This window comes from Desulfovibrio fairfieldensis, assembly GCF_001553605.1.
GTDB lineage: Bacteria > Desulfobacterota > Desulfovibrionia > Desulfovibrionales > Desulfovibrionaceae > Desulfovibrio > Desulfovibrio fairfieldensis.
In genome coordinates, this window is record NZ_CP014229.1 from 2561449 (window position 1) to 2579952 (window position 18504).

Consider the following 18504-nt stretch of genomic DNA (forward strand, 5'->3'; position numbering starts at 1 on the left):
GCATGAAAGGAGTGTACTCTTGCCTCAGCCGTTGCAGCGAAGCTGCTTACGGATGAGGACAGCAGAGCTATGGTACTCGACTGGAATAAAAGGCGAAGTTCAACAAAGCCGGCGGGCAAAAGAACGTAGTGTCAACAGGCCCTAAAACAGCGCGCCGTGCCCCAGTCCTTGCACCAGGCGCAGCAGATCCCGGCCCATGAAAAACCAGACCGCCAGCGCAATGACCGCCAGAAAGCAGTATTCTCCCAGACTGCCCGTGGCGCAGAGCTTAAGGGAAAAACGTCCCTTGCGTGAAAAGGGCTGCAAGGGCACGCCCTGAGGCGTGAGCATGTCCAGGGCCACATGGGAAAGGCCGCCGAAAGCCAGCCCGGTCAGCGCGGCCCGTCCCAGCGGCGGCAGATGCCAGAACAGGGCCGCCAGAAACAGGGCCAGCCACCAGCCGAACCAATGCGTCGCGCCCCGGTGGATACGGTTGAAGACCTTCTGACGGCCGCGCCGCGTGGGGGCCAGACCGGCCAGGCGCTGGTCCAGCACGTCGGGCAGCACCGCGCCCACGCAGGCCGCCAGCACGCCCGCAGGCGGCAGATGCAGGGCCAGGGCCGCGCCCACAGCCGCCGCCTGATGGGTGATCCATTTCATGCGCTGTCCCGTAACCTACAGTATTTTGCGATTGAAATGTTATACATTTCAATCGGGAATTTCTCTATCGTGATCCGCCCGCCCGCAGGGCCAGATCGCGCGTATGCCGCAACAGCTCCGGGCCGCCGGGCTGCCCGTGGCCGGGAACCACAATGCGGGCATCGGGAAAGGCGGCCAGGGCCTTTTCCATAGTGCCCGGCCAGGCCCGCACGTCGGCGTCCTCAGTGTTGCCCAGATTGACGGCCTTGGCGTCCTTTGCCATGCAGCCCGGAAAAAGCAGATTTTCGGCGGGAATCCAGACAAAGATGCCGTCCGTGGAATGGCCGCCGCCCAGATAGACGTTGTGCACCTCCAGACCGTGCAGTTTGAGCGTCCGCTCGCTCGCGAAGCCGTGCTCCGGCGGGCGCAGGCCCTTTTGCCGGGCAATGGCAATAGTGCCGTCGTAGGCGTAGGTCGGGATGCCCCGGCGGTGCACGGCGGGCAAGCCGCCCATGGCATCCTTGTGCCAGTGATTGGGCACGCAGGCCGTGACTCTGGCGTGCAGGACATTTTCTATCCAGTCCAGCAGGACTTCGGTCTGAGATTCGGTCCACGGCGTGTCAAAGAGAAAGGCTTCGCCCTTATCCACCAGAATCAAACCATTGGCGGGCACCAGGCCGAACGGCGGCATCTCATAGCGGGATACGTGCATGTATACCCGCCCGGACAGCCGGACCACGTCCAGATCCTCCGCAACACGGGCCGACTCGCCGATTTCCTGCGCCGCAGTCTTTGCAGGGGACCACCAACAGACAATCAGGGCCAGCACGACTGCCCCCAAAAACACTCGTACTTGTGTCATATTTTCCTCCATACCATGCCATATCATAAGACGCTTCCCCGGCGGACGGGGGTTTTTGTTCGCCGACAAGAAAGACAAGCAGCCCGGCGCGGGAACGTAGTCTAACTACGTGACCAAGCCGGGCCGCGCCGTCTGACGCAGTCAGCGGGCAAAAAGACCGTCCGGGCTAGAGCGGATTACCTTTGAAACGCCTTGTGTTTCAAAGGTTCATTCAGTCGAAGAACGCGGTGTTCGGCTGAATCCACGCCGTTTCGCGGTGCGCCTCACCGTGTTCGGCGGTTAGAGCATTTCAACGTTGAAATGCTCTAACCGCAGCGGGAAAACCCGCAGGCCGGGCAGATCAGGCAGCCTTCCTGAAAAACCAGGGGCTCGTTGCATTCGGGGCAGCGCTGCGCTTCCAGGTCGTTGACCTCCCCGATGTGCTCGTCTTTGAGATAGCGCTTTTCCAGAACCCAGGCGATGGCGTCCGGAATGGACAGCAGCAGGCCTTTGCCCCGGAAGACCGGGTGTTCGCCGCCGATGCCCTTGATCTGGGCCACCACATCGCGCACATGGACGCCCGAGCGCAGCGCCAGGGACACCAGGCGGCCGATGGCCTCGGCCTTGGCCGTGATGGAACGGCCCGACTTGCCGATGGTGGCGAAGACCTCAAAGGGTTCGCCGCCCACCTCGTTGACGGTCAGGTACATGGCGCCCAGGCCGGTCTGCACCTTCTGGGTGAAGCCCTGCACGATGTCCGGGCGCTTGCGCACCGCGGCCTGGGCCCGGCCCGTCTGAACGGCGACCTGGCCGGATGGGGCGGCGGGTTCGCCGTCCATTTTTTTCTGGCCTTCGCCGGTGGCCAGCACCTGAATGCTCTTGCAGCCGTCACGGTACACCGTGACGCCCTTGCAGCCTTCCTTGTAGGCCAGCCAGTAGATGTCGAAAATGTCCTGCTCCGTGGCCGTGTTGGACAGGTTCACGGTCTTGGATACGGCATTGTCCGTGTGCCGCTGAAAAGCCGCCTGCATGCGCAAATGCCAGACCGGTTCGATATCCATGGCGGTCACAAAGACCTTGCGCAGTTTGGCGGGCAGAAAGTCCATGTCCTGGATGGAGCCCTTGGCCACCACGCTGTCCATGAGCTCGTGGCTGGCCAGGCCGGTGGCGGCCAGCGCGGCCTCGAAATAGGGATTGACCTCCACCAGGCGCTCGCCGTCCAGAATATTGCGGGTGAAGCAGAGCGCGAAGAGCGGCTCCACGCCGGAGGAGCAGCCCGCAATAATGGAGAGCGTGCCCGTGGGCGCGATGGTGGTCACCGTGGCGTTGCGGTAGGGGCCTTTTTTCGCCTTGGCGTAGGTGGAGGCGGGATAGGCCGGGAAGGGCCCGCGCTCCTTGGCGAGTTCGACCGAGGCCTTGTGCCCTTCCTCCTGTACAAAGCCCATGACCCGTTCGGCCAGAGCAATGCCTTCCCGGGAATTGTACGGCACGCCCAGCTCAAAGAGCAGATCCGCGAAGCCCATGACGCCCAGGCCGATCTTGCGGTTTTTGCGCACGGTTTCGGCAATGCGGGGCAGCGGGAACAACGAGGCGTCAATGACGTTGTCCAGAAAACGCACGGAAAGATGCACCACGCGCCTGAGCTCCGCCCAGTCGATGCCGTCGCGGGCCGGGTCGGCGTCGTCGTTATGGCCGGGCAGATAGAAGCAGGCAAGATTGATGGAGCCCAGATTGCAGGCCTCAAAGGGCAGCAGGGGCTGCTCGCCGCAGGGGTTGGTGGATTCGATCTCGCCCTGGTCCGGAGTGGGATTGTCACGATTGATGCGGTCCAGGAAGACGATGCCCGGATCGCCTGACTGCCAGGCTTTTTTGACCAGCAGGTCAAAGACGTCGCGGGCGCGCAGGCGGTCCACCACCTCGCCGGTGTTGGGCGCGCGCAGATCGTAGTGCTCGTCCTTTTCCACGGCCTGCATGAAGGCTTCGGTCAGGCCCACGGAAAGATTGAAGTTGTTGAATTCGCCCTCTTTTTCCTTGGCTCGGATAAAATCGAGAATGTCCGGATGGTCCACGCGCAGGATGCCCATGTTGGCGCCGCGCCGGGTGCCCCCCTGCTTGATCTGCTCCGTGGCGGTATTGAAAATGCGCAGGAAGGAGACGGGCCCGGAGGCCACGCCGCCGGTGGAACCCACCCGGCTTTCCTTGGGGCGCAGGCGCGAGAAGGAAAAGCCCGTTCCGCCGCCGGATTTGTGGATCATGGCCGCATACTTCACGGCGTCGAAAATTTCTTCAATGGAGTCGCCCACGGGCAGCACAAAACAGGCGGAGAGCTGGCCCAGATCCGTGCCCGCGTTCATCAGGGTGGGCGAATTGGGCAGGAACTTCCAGCCGGTCATCAGATCATAAAAGTCGCGGGCCAGGGCTTCCGGCTCACGGGAGGAGCGCTCGTACTTGCCTTCCTCCGCGGCGATGGCCGAAGCCACGCGCCAGAAGAGGTCGCGCGGGGTTTCCGAGAGTTTGCCGTCCAGGGATTTGCGCAGATAGCGCTTCTGCAGCACCACCTCGGTGTTGGGTTTCAATTGCGGCTGCGGCAGATTTTTGGGCATTGCGATCATCAGAGCATAAACCTTGGGATAGAAGTTGGACAAGGACACGCCCCGCCTGCGGCAGGGGCGCGAACTTTGTTCATATACGCCTGGCGGGGCTGAAAAAAAAGCCTCTGAAAATCCGCATTCCCCGTATAACATGCTGTAATAACAAAATAAATTTTCTTAAAAAGTTCACGGGAAAAGTGCCGGAGCCGCGCCGCTCAAGGCTTTGCGGACGGCTGCGGGCGCTGCCTGCGGACAATGCGCGCCCGGCTTTTGGCATCGCGCGGCGCGTCCGGATTAAGCCGCACGGGCAGCAACCCGCCCGAGGCCAGGGCCTCGGCATCTTCCAGCAATGCCAGCCCCTGAGCCGTGCAGGCATAGCGGCCCCTGCCCGCCAGGCCCGGCACCGGGAAAGGCGCGGAAAGCACCCTCGCGGGCAGGCCGGTCCCTTGTCCGGCGACATGGGCGTTCTCCACGTCCGGGCCGAGCAGCAGAGGTGCCAGGGACAGGCCGCTCTTGGGCAGTCCGGCCTCGGTGGAGAGACGCAGCAGCCAGTCCGGCGCATCCCGGCTGTCAAAGGTGAAGTGGCACCAGGTCCGCCCGCCCTGCCCTGACAGCAGGGGACAGGCCGCGTTGTGCGGGCAGGGAGCCAGGGCCGCGAGCCCGCCTTCCAGGGCCAGGGCGCGCAGGCGCATGATGGTATTGCCGCCCAGGCGCGTGCCCGGTTCCACAAAGAGCAGGGCCGGGGCGGCCCGCGTGCCGCCGGAACAAGCTTCCTCACGACGGAACAGCAGGGGCGCGAAGGCCTCCAGCAGGCCGTCCAGGCGCTCGGCCAGCGGGCCGGACTGCCGGTCCCCGGCATCGGAACCGTCCGGGTCCTCCCCGTCCTCGTCCCAGGCCTGCCGTCCGCCCGCAGTCTTGCGGCCCGGCCGCAGCTCATTGAGCACATTGGCCGCCGTGATCAGCCAGGGACGGCACGGCCCCGCCCCGGCACGGCCCGCCAGCAGGGGGGCCGCCTGCCGGGCCAGGTTTTCCAGTGGTCCCTGCGCCGTGCGCACGGGCCAGGTTTTCCAGCCCAGGCACGCGCCCCAGGCCGCGAACAGGGCCTTGCCCAGTTCCGGGGGCCGGGCGGCACTGTCCAGGGCCAGCACCCGCACCGGGGCCTCCCGCCACTCCGGCCGGGCCAGCCAGAGGGCCAGGGGCAGGCTCAAGGGGCCGGAACCCGCGTCCAACAGCAGGGCCTCGCCGCCCGCCGGGGCCAGAGCGCGCGGGTCGGGCAACGGCAGGGCCGCCAACAGCCGGGCCAGGCGCAGCAGATTCCAGGGCAGGAAATAATAGAGATAGGCGCTGACAAAAGCCGGGGAGCTCCAATAGGGATGCCGCAGATCCCGGCGTTCCGTGGTCAGCAGGCGCGACAGCGCGGCCACATCCTCGGGCAGGGAGCGGCGATGCGCGGCGTTCAGGGGCCAGACCTTGTGCAGGGCCTCGGGCAGGCGCTCCAGAGCCGTGCGCGCGTCCGCGTCCAGAGGCGGGAAGAGCGGCTCGGCATGAGGCCATGGAGACGGCGGCAGCGGGCGGCTTGGCACTGCGCGCTCCGTCCGGACAGGGTGGGCGGGGTGCGTGGGGCGCGGCCCGTCCGGCTCGGTTCTTACGAAATGCCGGAACTCGGAATGTTTTTCTGCACGGGCGGCGGGCTCGCGGCGCTCCTTGCGAGGCGCGCGGCGAGGCGGGGCATCCGCTTTGTTCTTGCCGGATCGGGAGGGCGGGGACGCGGGGCGGCGGGGCATTCAGACTCCAAAGCGCATATGGCGCAGATAGGCGTGATAAAAATCCGGGTTTTCCACCAGGGGCAGCAGGCGGGCTCCGGCGCAGAGGCGGGCCAGTTCCGCGCCTTTGTCCGGATGCAGGGCCAACAGGGCCGCGCCGTCCAGAGAGACATTGCCCACGGCCCGGATGCGGGAGCCGAGTCCGGAAGGCACAAAACCCAGTTGTTCCAGATTGTCGGCCCGCACATGCTCGCCCAGCGCACCGGCCAGGCACAACGCGGCCAGCTCGCGCGGCGGCACGCGGGCGGCCCGCAGCAGAGCGTCCAGAGCCAGGGCAAAGGCGGCCTTGACTTTGAGCAGCTCTTCCACATCGGCGGCGGCCAACCAGAGACCGCGCGGCAGATGCAGGCGCATGCGGCCATGCTCTTTTTGCAAACCGGCGGCCAGCTTACGGGCCAGAGGCATGGAAAATCCCGCGCGCCCATCGGCAAACAGGCCGGAGGCGTCCAGCAGCCCCACTTGCCGCAGCAGAGCGAGCAGCGAAAGATAGCCGGTGGCGCTGATGCCGCGCGCGGGGCCAGACGTGGAGCCGGGTGCGCCGTCCGGCGAATGCGCCGCCAGTCCCGCCGGAGTCAGGCTGAAGTCCGTGACCACGCCGGGCCCGGCCAGTTGCCCGCATTCCGGGCCGATGCCCTCCAGAGCCGGGCCCAGGGGCACGCTGGTCAGCAGAAGATCCCCCCGCGCCGTGACCAGGGCCAATTCGCCGTTGGTGCCCAGATCCGCCAGCACAAAGGGCCGGGGCGTTCGGGCCGCCAGCAGTGCCGCCAGGCCCGCGCTCACGTCGCCGCCCACAAAGGGCGCGGGCAGCGGCGGGATATAGACAGACGGCAGACCCGGCAGATGCGCGGTTTCGTGCCCGGCGTGGGCCGCGTGATAGGGCGCGGCGCAGAGGCCTTCCACATCGCGGTCCAGAAAAATGTCGGTCATGGCTGTATTGGCCGCCAGGCAGATGCGGACCACCGTGTTGCCCGAGGCGTGCAGGCCGTCCACAACGCGGCGCAACGCGTCGCGGACCAGCCCGGCCAGACGGGCGCGGCCTCCCGGCTCGCGGGCCACGGCCAGGCGGGACATGACATCCGCTCCGGCCCCGGCCTGGGGATTGAGAAAGTGTCCCAGGGCAACAGCCGCGCCGGAATCCGTCTCCAGAGCCCGCCAGTACACGGAAGTGGTACCCAGATCCACAGCCAGCGCCAGTTCCCGCCCCGTCTTCGCGCCCAGGGCGTTCCCCGGTGAAACCTCGTCGACTTCCGCCGCAAAATCCTCCGGCGGCAGTTCCAACTCCAGCACGCTGCCCGGCCCGGAATCAGGCCCGATAGCGGGCACAGCGGGAACCTGGCGGCGACAGGCCATCCGCCAGCCCGCTTCCAGCTCCCGCGCTGAAAAAACAGCCTCCTCGGCGGGCAGGGGCAAGGGCGCATCCCGCGGGAAACGCAGGCGGCAGCGGCCGCAACGGCCCAGCCCGCCGCAGAGCGGCAGGGGCCGCAGCTTCCCGGAAAGCCAGAGGGCTCGGGAAAGGCTTTCTCCGGCCGGAGCTTCAATGTCCACGCACGGCGCGGGAATTTGTGGGGCCGTACCGCCGGAGGCAACCTCCGCAACGGGAGAAAGGCGCAATTTCATGCCGCCTACCCTGCCCCAAGGCCGCCGCAATGGCAAGCCGCGCGGGCGCTCTCAGGCCCTGTTGCCGCCCACGGCTCTGGTCAGGGCCTCCAGATCGCCTTCCACGGGCTCGGCAAAAGCCAGACCCGCCTGCGGGCCGTCCGCCCACATGACCCTGGCTTCCCGCCCGGCGAGGGCAGCGTCAAAGGGGTCGGCCACAGCGTGCAGGACAAGGATCTCCCCGCCCTCCAGCCCGGCGGGAGCGTTAAAACAGAGGCGCGCGCCCGATCGGCTGACATCCAGCAGCACGGCCTCAATCTTCCGTCCGCTGAAGGAAACATGCATATTATAGGGATCGCGCAACTGGAAACGAGGCTCCGCGCGGCGCTCGCCGCGCATGCCGTCGATGATCTTTTTCAGTTCGCCGGAAAGCGCGCTCAAGTCCCGCACATGCCCGTCGGAAGCCTGCATATTGTCCGTGGTGTCGCGGGCCTTGTCGCTGATGCTCTTGATGCTCTCCAGCATGCGCCCGCCGGAGGCGGCCTGCTCTTCCGTGGCTTTGGCGATGCCCGCCACCGTGTCGGCCACCTGCCGCGACACGTCGAGAATGCGGTTCAGCCGCTCCCCGGAACTGTCGGCCAGTTACGTGGTCTGGCGGGTCAGTTCCACGGCGCGTTCCGTAGCCGTGCTGCCCGCGTCCACGCCCTGCCGGATGGCCCGCACCGCCGCCGCCACATCCGTGGTGGCCTGCATGGTTTTTTCCGCCAGCTTGCGCACCTCGTCGGCCACCACCGCGAAACCGCGCCCGGCCTCGCCCGCGCGCGCCGCCTCAATGGCCGCGTTGAGCGCCAGCAGATTGGTCTGATCGGCCACGTCGGTGATCAGCTCAAGAATGTGACCGATGCCCGCGGCATGCGCGCCCAGTTCCTCCATGCCTTCGGCCACGGCGGCGGTCTGTTCAGCCACCCTGGCGATGCAGGCGATGGTTTCGCGCACCACCTCCACGCCGCTGCCGGCCTCTTCCTCCGCGCTTTTGCTGTCGCCAGCGGCCCGACCGGCGGCGGCCGCCACCTCGCTCATGATCTCGACCATAGCGCGAATGCCGTCAGCCGCGGCCAGAGAGGCCCGAGCCTGTTCCTCAGCCATATCGCCGGTGGTGCGCAACTGTCCGCTGAGTTTTTCAAAGGCCCGCGCCTGCCGGCCCGAAATATCCCGCGCCTCGTCGGCGGACTGGTAGATACGCTCGTTCAGGGCCGCGATACGTTCCTGCTGGGCGTGAATATCGGTCAGATCCCGGTGCAGGGTGAAGCAGCCGATCAGCGTGCCGTCCAGATCCCAGAGCGGGGAAACGTCCATGGCCACGCGCTTGGCCTGCCCTTTGAAATTCTCGCGCGTGACTTCGTAATTCAAAATTTCATGCCGCTCTCCCATGACTTGGTCGCAGAGCGTTTCCCGGTGGGGATCAGCGTAAAAAAACTCGCCCGCGTTTCTGCCGAGGTAGTCTTCCGGACTGCCGGAATGCCCCCAGCAGGCCAGCATGGCCCGGTTCACGTAAGTCAGGCGGCAATCCACGTCAAAAGCGGCGAACGGCAGGGTGATGCCCCGCATGATGCCCTGGGACATGCCCAGCTTTTCCTTGATATGCCCCACCATGATATTGAAGGCTTCGGCCAGCTGCCCCACTTCGTCGGCCTGACGGATGGGCACGTTGCTGAACTCTCCCTGCGCCACGCGGCCCGCGTGATCCTTCAACTTGGCCAGGGGCGCGGAAATGCCCCGAATCAGGAGCCAGAGCGCCAGGCAGCAGCCCAGTACGGTGAGCGTGCCGAGACCCATATCCAGCATGGTGGTCATATGGATTTTGGCGCGCAGTTTTTCCACCGTCCCGGCAAAGGACGTATTGATCTCGCCCCGGGCCTCGGTAAGAATTTCCTGCACCTGCTTGAGCAGCGGCATGGTGACGTCTTCAAACAGACGGCGGGCCTGGGCGCTGTCGCCGCGTTCCATGGCGGCTTTGAGCCGTACGGCGGAATCATGCAGGGCCAGATGGACGGTCCCGAGCTTCTGAAAAAGCGGCTCCAGCGCGGGCAGTTCCCGCTCCAGCCCCGCTTTGCCGGAACCGTAGAACCAGCGGCCGAATGCGCACTTATGCCCGTCCAGCGAGGCGTCCAACGTGGTCTCGCCGTTGTCGAGCAGATACGTCTGCACGCGGGACGCCCACTGCAAATGGGCCACTTCAGCGGCCAGGAGCATGGTGTCCTGCCGGGGGCGGCTCAAGATGTCGGCCTCGCCCCCGATCAGCCGCAATTCCCGAATATTGAGCAGCATGAAGGCCAGGACAACGAGCATGCCCAGCAGAAAAATGGCGACCAGTTTCTTTTTTATGGAAATGTCGCTCAAACGCATGACGCCCTCCCGTGTTTCCCCGTCGCGCCGCCGTCAGCGCATTAACGGCGCATCCCTTTTCCGGGGCGGGTCTGTTGTCGGTTCACGGGCTCGTTCAGACGGACAGCGGCAAGCCCATGCCAGAACTCCGGCTGAGCTTTGTCATTATTGCCGGTGCATGACACGCGAAAGCCTTCCCTGAGAAAGCGGGCCACAGTTCACATGAAATTTTTCCCCAAAAAACTCCGGGGAAAACTAAAAAGAACAACGGACAACAACCGTTGACAAGCCAACGCCATACTGGCAGCACCCGGCATGGCGAAGGACACGGCAAGTTCTCCGAATTCAGATTTAATATAACGTATTTTTAGACATAGCTTGCCTCTGGAAAAAAGGCAATGGGGATATCTTACAGATGCACTACACTTTACTGCCGCATACTGTACGTTGAATTCTTTTTTTATGTAGTCTTCTTTTTTACAATTTCCGCCAGGCTTCGCATAGCCTGCTTCATATAATATCATGCATATTATGCAGATATAAAAATCCGTCCCGCCAAGACAAGACAGCGGAACGCCGGGATCGTCAGACTTCCGACAACAGCTCCACGCCGTTCTTTGGTCCGGCGCGGGCGGGCTTGTCGCGCGAAGCCCGGTGGCGGCCTTGTCAATCTGGCCTTTTTTTTGCATTCTGCTTTGCGAACAGGTACATCAGCAGGAGTTTCGAGGTCCATATGAACAAAGTTCTGGCGCAAGACGAAGTGGATGCCCTGCTGCGCGGGCTTTCCGGCGGCGAGATTGAAAACGAACCGGAAGTGCCGGAAGACGATTCCGGCATTGTGGCCTTTGATCTCGCCAATCAGGACCGTATCATCCGCGGCCGCATGCCGGTGCTGGAAATCGTCAACGACCGTTTCGCCCGGCTCTGCACCAATGCCCTGTCCAACGCCGTGCGCAAACGCGTGGAGCTGAACCCCATTTCCATCGACATGACCAAGTTCGGGGAATTCATGCGCTCCCTGCCCGTGCCCACGTCCATCAACATCTTCAAGATGGACCCCTTGCGCGGCAACGCCATCATGGTGGTGGACTCGCGCCTGGTCTTCGCCCTGGTGGAAAACGTCTTCGGCGGCGCGGGCACCCAGCCCAAGATCGAAGGCCGCGAATTCACGCGCATCGAACAGGCCGTGGTGGACAAAATCGTCAAGATCGCCCTGGACAATATGGAGGAATCCTGGCGGCCCGTGCATGACGTCAAACTGGAACTGGTGCGCAGCGAAATCAACCCCCAGTTCGCGGCCATCGTGCCGCCCAGCGACGTGGTGGTGGTCATCACCTTTGAGGTGGAGCTGGATACGGCCTTGGGCTCCATGATCATCTGCCTGCCCTACGCCACCATTGAGCCCATCCGTTCCAAACTGCACGCCAGCTTCCAGACCGAACGCCTGGAAGTGGACCACGCCTGGGTGGCGCGCCTCAAGGAGCGGCTCTTGGAAACCCCGGTGGAACTCAAAGTGCATTACGGCAACACCACCATCACCGGCAATCAGCTCCTGCGCATGCAGGTGGGCGACGTGCTGGTGCTGGACACCGACGTGGAGGACCTGCTCACCTGCACTGTGGCCGGTGTGGGCAAATACCAGGGCATCGCGGGCACGGTCAAAGCCATGAAGGCCTTTCAGATCATCAAGGAAAACGAGCCGCAGTATACATAAAAATGGCGTTTCCGGCCGAAAGAGCGCGTCTTCCGGAACCGCCGCCCGCGCCCCGTCACCTCAACTGGCCGGAGCGCATCATCAACTTGATCCGGTTGATCTGATTCACTTCGCTCGTGCCCGGATCATAATCCAGGGCAATGATGTTGGCCTCGGGATAGCGCCGTTTCAGCTCCTTGAGCAGGCCTTTGCCCGTAATGTGGTTGGGCAGGCAGCCGAAAGGCTGCATGCAGAGAATATTGTTGACCCCCGCCTCCAGCATCCGGACCATTTCCGCGCCCAGCAGCCAGCCTTCGCCGGTCTGGTGCCCCAGGGAAATCAGATCCTTGGTTTTTTTCCGCAGTTCGTGAAAACGCACCGGCGTGCTGAAGCGCTTGCTGCGCCGAAAGCCGATGCGCATGCCCAGCCGGGTGAACTCCAGAAAGGCGATTCCGGCCAGGGCCGCGCGGGAATCCTTTTTGGAGCCCGCCAAGTGTTTGTAATTGAAGACGTGGTCATAGAAGTTGTAGAGGACAAAATCCATAAGGTCCGTGACCACCGCCTCGCCGCCCTCCTCTTCCACGATTCCGGCGGCATTGTTGTTGGCGTCCGGATGGTACTTGAGCAGGATTTCGCCCACCAGGCCCACGCGCGGCTTGCGCTCCTCGGTCAGCAGGGGCAGACGGTCAAACTCCCGGATCATGGAAAGCATGTTCAACTCAAAACGCGGAATGTTTCCTGAGACAATATTTTTCCTCGCTTTCTCCGCCCAGAGCGCGGCCAGGGCCTCCGCGCTTCCCGTCTCCCTTTCGTAGGGCCGCACCCGATGGGTCATGCGCAACAGCGCGTCGCCGTAGTGCCCGGCCATGATCATCCGGCGCAGCATCTTGCCTGTCAGCCTGATGCCCGGGGCATCCGCCTGGATGCTGGTGGAAAAGGAAACAATGGGGATATGCTCCAGACCGGCGTCCAACAGGGCTTTGCGCAGAAAACCGATGTAATTGGTGGCCCGGCAGCCGCCGCCGGTCTGCGAGATCACCAGCGCCACCTTGTCCGGATCATAGGCGCCGCTTTTGACTGCGGCCAGCAACTGCCCCACCACCACGATGGCCGGAAAGCAGGCGTCATTGTTCACATGGCGCAGCCCCAGCTCAATGGCCGCCCTGTCCACATGGGACAACTGCACGGCCGTGTAGCCTTCGGAGGCGAACACCGCTTCCGCGAACTGGAAATGCAGGGGGGACATCTGGGGCACCAGCAAGGTATGCGTTTCGCGCATGTCTCTGGTAAAGACCGGCGGCGGCCCGCCCGCCATCACGGCGCGGCAGGCCTGCTTTTCCCGGCGTTCGCGCATGGCCGCCAGCAGCGAGCGGATGCGAATGCGCGCCGGGCCGAGGTTCGCGCCCTCGTCGATCTTGATCTGGGCATACAGACGCCCCCGCAGGGTGACGATTTCTTCCAGCTGGTCCGATGTGATGGCGTCCAGGCCGCAGCCGAACGACACCAGCTGCAACACGGCCAGGTTGTCCACCGTGGCCGCATAGGCACCGGCCCGGTACAGGCGCGAATGGTAGGCCCACTGGTCCACCACCCGCAACGGGCCGGGATCCGGCATCAGATGCGCCACGGAATCCTCGGTCAGCACGGCCAGACCGCAGGAGGCCACCAGATCGGCCACGCCGTGGTGCACCTCCGGGTCAGTATGGTAGGGATGCCCGGCCAGAACGATTCCCATCTTGCCCTCGGCCGTCAGCTCCGCCAGGGCGGCTTCGCCCGCCTCGCGCATTTCCCGGTGGAAATTGTCCATCTCCCCAAAGCCCGCGCGCACGGCCTCTTCCAGTTCGGCCAGGGGAATGCCCGAAAAGAAGGGAATGTCGCGCATGCGCCTGGCAAGCAACTTTCTGTCCAGAGGCAGAAACTGATGGATAAAAGTTATGCCGCGCTCCTCAAGAGCGCTGATATTGCGCGCCAATAGCTCAGGATAGCCGATGACCACCGGACAGTTGAAGGTGCCGGCATCGGATCCGGCGCTTTTCTGCTCGTGCGGCAGGCAGGGAAAAAAAATGGTGGTGAGCCCTTGCTCCACCAGGTCCAGCACATGGCCGTGCGAGAGTTTCGCCGGGTAACAGACGGTCTGCGAGGGAATCGTGTCATAACCGCCGTAATATATTTCCTTGGACGACGGAGAGGAGAGAACCACCCGAAAGCCCAGCCTGGTAAACAAGGTGAACCAGAGCGGATAGTTTTCAAAAATGTTCAGCGCGCGGGGAATGCCGATGGAGCCGCGCCAGGCCTCCCGCGCTGCCAGTGGCGTATAGGGTTCGAACAGGCGCTTGTACTTGTAGGCATAGAGATTGGGACAGCGCGAGGGTTCCGTTTCCGCGCCGCGCTCGCAGCGGTTGCCGGAGATGAAGCGCCGCTTGTCCGCAAAGGTGGTGATGGTCAAAAGGCAGGCGTTGGTGCAGCGGCGGCAGCGGGTCGCGGCCGTGCGCACGGAAAACGTCTTGAGTTCTTCCGGGCCGATCAGGCTGGTTTTTGCACCCATCGGCCCGCGCCTTTCGGCGATCAGGGCCGCGCCGAAAGCCCCCATCAGCCCGGAAATGGAGGGGCGCTTGACCGGACGCCCCAGCTCCAGCTCCAGGGCCCGCAGCAGGGCGTCGTTGGCGAAAGCGCCGCCCTGGGCGACCAGGTATTCGCCCAACTCGGCCACATTGGCGATCTTCATCACCTTGAAGCAGGCGTTGCGCACCACGGCGTAGGAAAGGCCGGCCGCAATGTCGCCTATTTTCGCCCCTTCTTTCTGGGCCTGCTTGACCTTGGAATTCATGAACACCGTGCAGCGGGTGCCCAGATCCACGGGCGACCCGGCATACAGCGCCTCGTTCACAAAGTCCGCCAGCGGCATGTTCAGGGACTCCGCGAAATTCTCGATAAAAGAACCGCATCCGGCCGAGCAGGCTTCATTGAGATTGATCCTGTCGATGACGCCGTTGCGGATGCGCATGCATTTGATGTCCTGGCCGCCGATGTCCAGAATGAACGAGACGCGCGGCTCGAAAAAGGCGGCCGCCGTGAAATGCGCCACGGTCTCCACTTCATCAATGTCCAGGCGCAACGCCGCCGTCAGCAGGGCGCTGCCGTAGCCCGTGGCCGCCGCCGCTCTGATGACGAGATCCGGATGCTTGCGGGCGTAAATGTCTTTGAGCACGCCGAGAGCCGCGGTCAGGGGGTCGCCCTTGTTGGAATCATAAAAGGAGTAGAGCAGATTGCCGTCGGCATCCAGCAAGGCGGCCTTGATGGTGGTGGAGCCGCAGTCAAAACCCAGCCAGGCGTCGCCCACGGCGCTTTCCAGATCCCGCCGCGTCACCCGGCTTCCGGCATGCCGCGCCGTAAAGGCCCTTCGCTCCGCCTCGGAGGCGAACAGGGGCGGCAGCCTGCCGTAGGTCTGCGGCGCGCTGCGTTTTTCCAGTACGGTCAGGCAGTCCTGAAAAGACATTTCCCGCGGGGCCATGTTCAGCGCATGGTAGGCCGCGCCGAGGGCCACGAAAAAATGCCCGTCATCCGGAAAAACAGCCTCGGTCATGTCCTTGAGCATGGCCGTGAAACGCTCCCGCAACGAGTGCAAAAAAAACAGCGGGCCGCCGAGAAAAACGACCTTACCCTTGATGGCCCTGCCGCGCGCCAGGCCGCCGATGGTCTGGTTGACCACCGCCTGCATGATGGAGGCGGCAATGTCCTCGCGCGCGCAGCCCTCGTTGAGCAGGGGAAGAATGTCGGTTTTGGCGAAAACCCCGCAGCGCGAGGCAATGGGATAGATGGTCGCGCAGTTCCGGGCCAGCCGGTCCAGACCGGCGGCGTCCGTGCCGATGAAGGCCGCCATCTGGTCGATAAACGCGCCCGTGCCTCCGGCGCAGGTTTCATTCATGCGCTGCTCAAGGCCGCCGGTCAGAAAGGTCAGCTTGGCGTCCTCGCCGCCCAGCTCGATAATCGCGTCGGCATCGGGAATTTTTTTTCTGATGGCCAGATTTGAGGCCAGCACTTCCTGAATGAAGGGCAGCCCCAGCTCGTCGGCCAGGGAAATGCCGCCGGAGCCGGTGATGCTCATGCGGCAGGCCGTATCGCCTCCGAAAGCCGCGATCTCGCGCACAAGGCGCGCCGCGCATTCCCTGACCTCGGAATAGTGCCGCGTGTATTTGCTGAAAAGAATGTTCTCCGCCGGGTCCATGACAACCGTTTTAACGGTGGTGGAGCCGATATCGAGACCGACATGGTATATTGCTGGAGGCTGCATGGAGCGCTCAGACCTGACCTTTCATACGTATATAGTATACATTTAGATAGCGACAGACAGCATTCTATGCACTATCAATTCAAAAATAAAGGTATTCATATAGGGGGGAAAAGCTGCCGGAGTGTCCTCTGGGCACAAGCCGACAAGCGGATAAGAGCGACAAGACGGCTCAAGCCCGTGCCGGAACATGAGCACGCGCTGCAATGGTAAGGGGGAATCAGTCACAACTCCGGCAATGCGAATCACAGGTCAGACATAGGAGCCGTCGCCACAGACGGTCAACGGCAATTCCGGGGTGATACTGGTACAGGGAAGCGCGGCAGGGGAAAGTGCCGCGCGGGCCGCACAACAATAGAAACAGATGTAGGCTAGGAGCTGTTTCTAAATTAGGATTTTCATTCTCTGCCAAGGAAGACGAGTCCTGGGCGAGGAGCATATTCAAACAGATTCGACCTCCGCACGGGGCGAGCCTGACGCAGGCAGAGGGCTAAAGGACAATTTAAAAACAGCTCCCAGAGCAGTCAACACGTTAAATGCTCTACATCTGCGCCGGGAGTTAAGCATTTTCACCTTGAACATGCCCTCGCCTGCCCACATTCCGCCTGCTACTGTCCCCGGATCCAGTAGGTTTCAAAACCGTCTTCCAGCCAGCCGTCCTCCACATTGCTGAAACCCGCCTGCTTGAAAAGCTGGCGGTACTCGTCGCGGGTGCGCCGCCAGCCCCAGAACTGCTGGCGGCGGATGCCCAGATAATGCAGGACGCCGCGAATGACGATCTTGATGGCATTGACGAAGCTGCCGATAAAGGAATCCTCTTCCAGCAACGAGGCGGACAGGCAGACCAGCTCGCCGCCGGGCGCCAGTTGGGCGCGCAGTTCCTCCAGCAAATGGGTGAGCTCGCGGGTGGGAATGCCGTAATCCACCGTGGAAAGATAAATCATGTCGTACTGCACGTCCGAGGGCAGGCAGGCCGGGGGCAGGCCGATGTAGATGCGCTCCGCCGGGATCTGCCGCCTGAGCCACTTCATGCCCACGGTGCTGGGTTCGTTGACGTGCAGTTCCAGTTCGGGCATTTCCTCCAGGAGCTCTTTTTCCATATAGCCCACACCGCTGCCGATGGAGAGCACGCGCAACGGCCCGGCCCGGCCCGGTTCCTGGGCCAGCTTGGCGCGCAACTGACCGGCCAGCCAGCGGGCGTCCTTGCGCTTGTTGGCGCGCCAGACCGAGGGCAGGTCGTCCCAATCCTTGTAGCGGCGGAACAACTCCTCGTAAAACGTGGCGTAGAACTTGGGCTCCGCCAGATGGAAAAACGAAATGTGCGAGAACGCCGTGAACGGTATTCCCTGCCAGCTTTCCTGATAAAAACGCCGCACTCTTACGCCTCCCGGATCAGAAGAACAACGCGCAAAGACAAGGGTCTCCGGCGGTTGCCCGACATAGAACACTATAGCTCAACCTTCGGCGCGGCGCAATGTCCCGGCGCGCTGCGGCGGACTTCCGGCCTTTACCGCGCACCCGTCTTCCGGCATGCTGTCCCCCGGAGCAGATTCGCTTTAAAAATATCCATGTTCAAAGAGGCTTGTCATGAACGGCACAATGACGGCACTGGTCTGGCGCGACGCGGGCGAACTGCGTCTGGAAAAACGCCCCCTCCCCCACATTCAGGACCCGCGCGACGCCATTGTGCGGGTGACACTGTCCAGCATCTGCGCCAGCGATCTGCATATCCGCGACGGCGCGGTGCCGCGCGCCCGGCCCGGCGTCATTCTGGGCCACGAATTTGTGGGCGAGGTGGTCGAGATCGGCCCCGAGGTGCGCAAAGTCCGGCCCGGCATGCGGGTAGCGGCCAATGTGGAAACCTTCTGTGGCTCCTGTTTCTTCTGCCGTCACGATTATGTGAACAACTGCGAGCAGGGCGGCTGGGAACTGGGCTGCCGCATTGACGGCTGCCAGACCGAATATGTGCGCGTGCCCTTTGCGGACAACGGCCTCAACCCCATCCCTGCGGACCTGACCGACGAGGAGGTCATTTTTGTGGGCGACGTGCTCTCCAGCGGTTATTTCGGCGCGGAACTGGCCGAGATCCGCCCCGGCGACACGGTGGCCGTGCTCGGAGCCGGACCCGTGGGCCTCTGCGCCATGGCCTGCGCCCGCCTGTTCGGCGCGGGGCGGATCATTGCCGTGGATCTGCTGGAAAGCCGTTTGTGTCTGGCCAGAGCCCGGGGCTGGGCCGACGATGCGATCAACGCCGCCGGGGAAGATGTGGAAGCCCGCGTGCGCGAACTCAGCGCGGGCAAAGGCGCGGATGCCGTGATCGAAGCCGCCGGGGGCGGAGACACCTTTCAGACGGCCTGGAAAATCGCCCGGCCCCACGCCTGTGTGGCCGTGGTAGCCATGTATGCCGAGGCCCAGAGCCTGCCTCTGCACCGGATGTACGGCAAAAACCTCATTTTCAAGACCGGCGGTGTGGATGCCGTGCACTGCGACCGTCTGATCCGGCTTATCGCCGAGGGCAGGCTGGACATGCGCCCCCTGATTACCCACCGGTTGCCCCTGGAGCGCATTCTGGAAGGCTATGACATTTTTGAGCGCAAGAGCGGCAACTGCATCAAATGCGTGGTCACGCCCGCAACAGCGGAACAGGTGTTTAATCCCCCTGAGTAAGG

General features: G+C 63.5%; 11 protein-coding genes. 2 read left to right on the forward strand and 9 right to left on the reverse strand.

What is annotated here, in order from left to right:
- Positions 1-141 precede the first annotated feature (141 nt).
- From AXF13_RS10840 to AXF13_RS10870, 7 genes are all read right to left on the reverse strand, one after another.
- On the reverse strand, positions 142-639 hold the full coding sequence (locus AXF13_RS10840; protein ID WP_062253223.1) for a metal-dependent hydrolase: 498 nt from the start codon (positions 637-639) through the stop codon (positions 142-144).
- A 64-nt stretch (positions 640-703) separates the two neighbouring features.
- Entirely contained in the window at positions 704-1480 is a 777-nt protein-coding gene (gene bla, locus AXF13_RS10845) for a subclass B1 metallo-beta-lactamase (protein ID WP_062254856.1), read from the reverse strand.
- A 305-nt stretch (positions 1481-1785) separates the two neighbouring features.
- On the reverse strand, positions 1786-4071 hold the full coding sequence (locus tag AXF13_RS10850; protein WP_062254858.1) for a vitamin B12-dependent ribonucleotide reductase: 2286 nt from the start codon (positions 4069-4071) through the stop codon (positions 1786-1788).
- 194 nt (positions 4072-4265) lie between these two features.
- A complete protein-coding gene (locus AXF13_RS10855) occupies positions 4266-5633 on the reverse strand; it encodes a small ribosomal subunit Rsm22 family protein (protein WP_062253225.1) in 1368 nt (455 codons plus the stop codon).
- Between the two features lie 201 nt (positions 5634-5834).
- A complete protein-coding gene (locus AXF13_RS10860; protein ID WP_062253227.1) occupies positions 5835-7490 on the reverse strand; it encodes an ASKHA domain-containing protein in 1656 nt (551 codons plus the stop codon).
- Positions 7491-7541: 51 nt separating this feature from the next.
- The gene (locus tag AXF13_RS17275; protein WP_062253229.1) at positions 7542-8069 is read right to left on the reverse strand and encodes a PilZ domain-containing protein; all 528 of its coding nucleotides are present in this window, start codon (positions 8067-8069) and stop codon (positions 7542-7544) included.
- A gap of 42 nt (positions 8070-8111) precedes the next feature.
- On the reverse strand, positions 8112-9875 hold the full coding sequence (locus AXF13_RS10870; RefSeq protein ID WP_062253231.1) for a methyl-accepting chemotaxis protein: 1764 nt from the start codon (positions 9873-9875) through the stop codon (positions 8112-8114).
- 712 nt (positions 9876-10587) lie between these two features.
- Between AXF13_RS10870 and fliM the strand changes: the two genes are divergently transcribed.
- Entirely contained in the window at positions 10588-11568 is a 981-nt protein-coding gene (gene fliM, locus AXF13_RS10875; protein ID WP_008681854.1) for a flagellar motor switch protein FliM, read from the forward strand.
- Between the two features lie 55 nt (positions 11569-11623).
- Here the strand turns inward: fliM and AXF13_RS10880 are convergent, their stop codons facing one another.
- Entirely contained in the window at positions 11624-15838 is a 4215-nt protein-coding gene (locus AXF13_RS10880; protein ID WP_062253233.1) for an acyl-CoA dehydratase activase-related protein, read from the reverse strand.
- Between the two features lie 605 nt (positions 15839-16443).
- Positions 16444-17211 carry a methyltransferase domain-containing protein gene (locus AXF13_RS10885; protein ID WP_008681856.1) on the reverse strand — a complete coding sequence of 256 codons (768 nt, stop codon included), beginning with the start codon at positions 17209-17211 and terminating at the stop codon, positions 16444-16446.
- 211 nt (positions 17212-17422) lie between these two features.
- Between AXF13_RS10885 and AXF13_RS10890 the strand changes: the two genes are divergently transcribed.
- Complete coding sequence (locus tag AXF13_RS10890; protein WP_062253235.1) at positions 17423-18502, forward strand: alcohol dehydrogenase; 1080 nt, start codon at positions 17423-17425, stop codon at positions 18500-18502.
- The last annotated feature ends 2 nt before the right edge of the window (positions 18503-18504 follow it).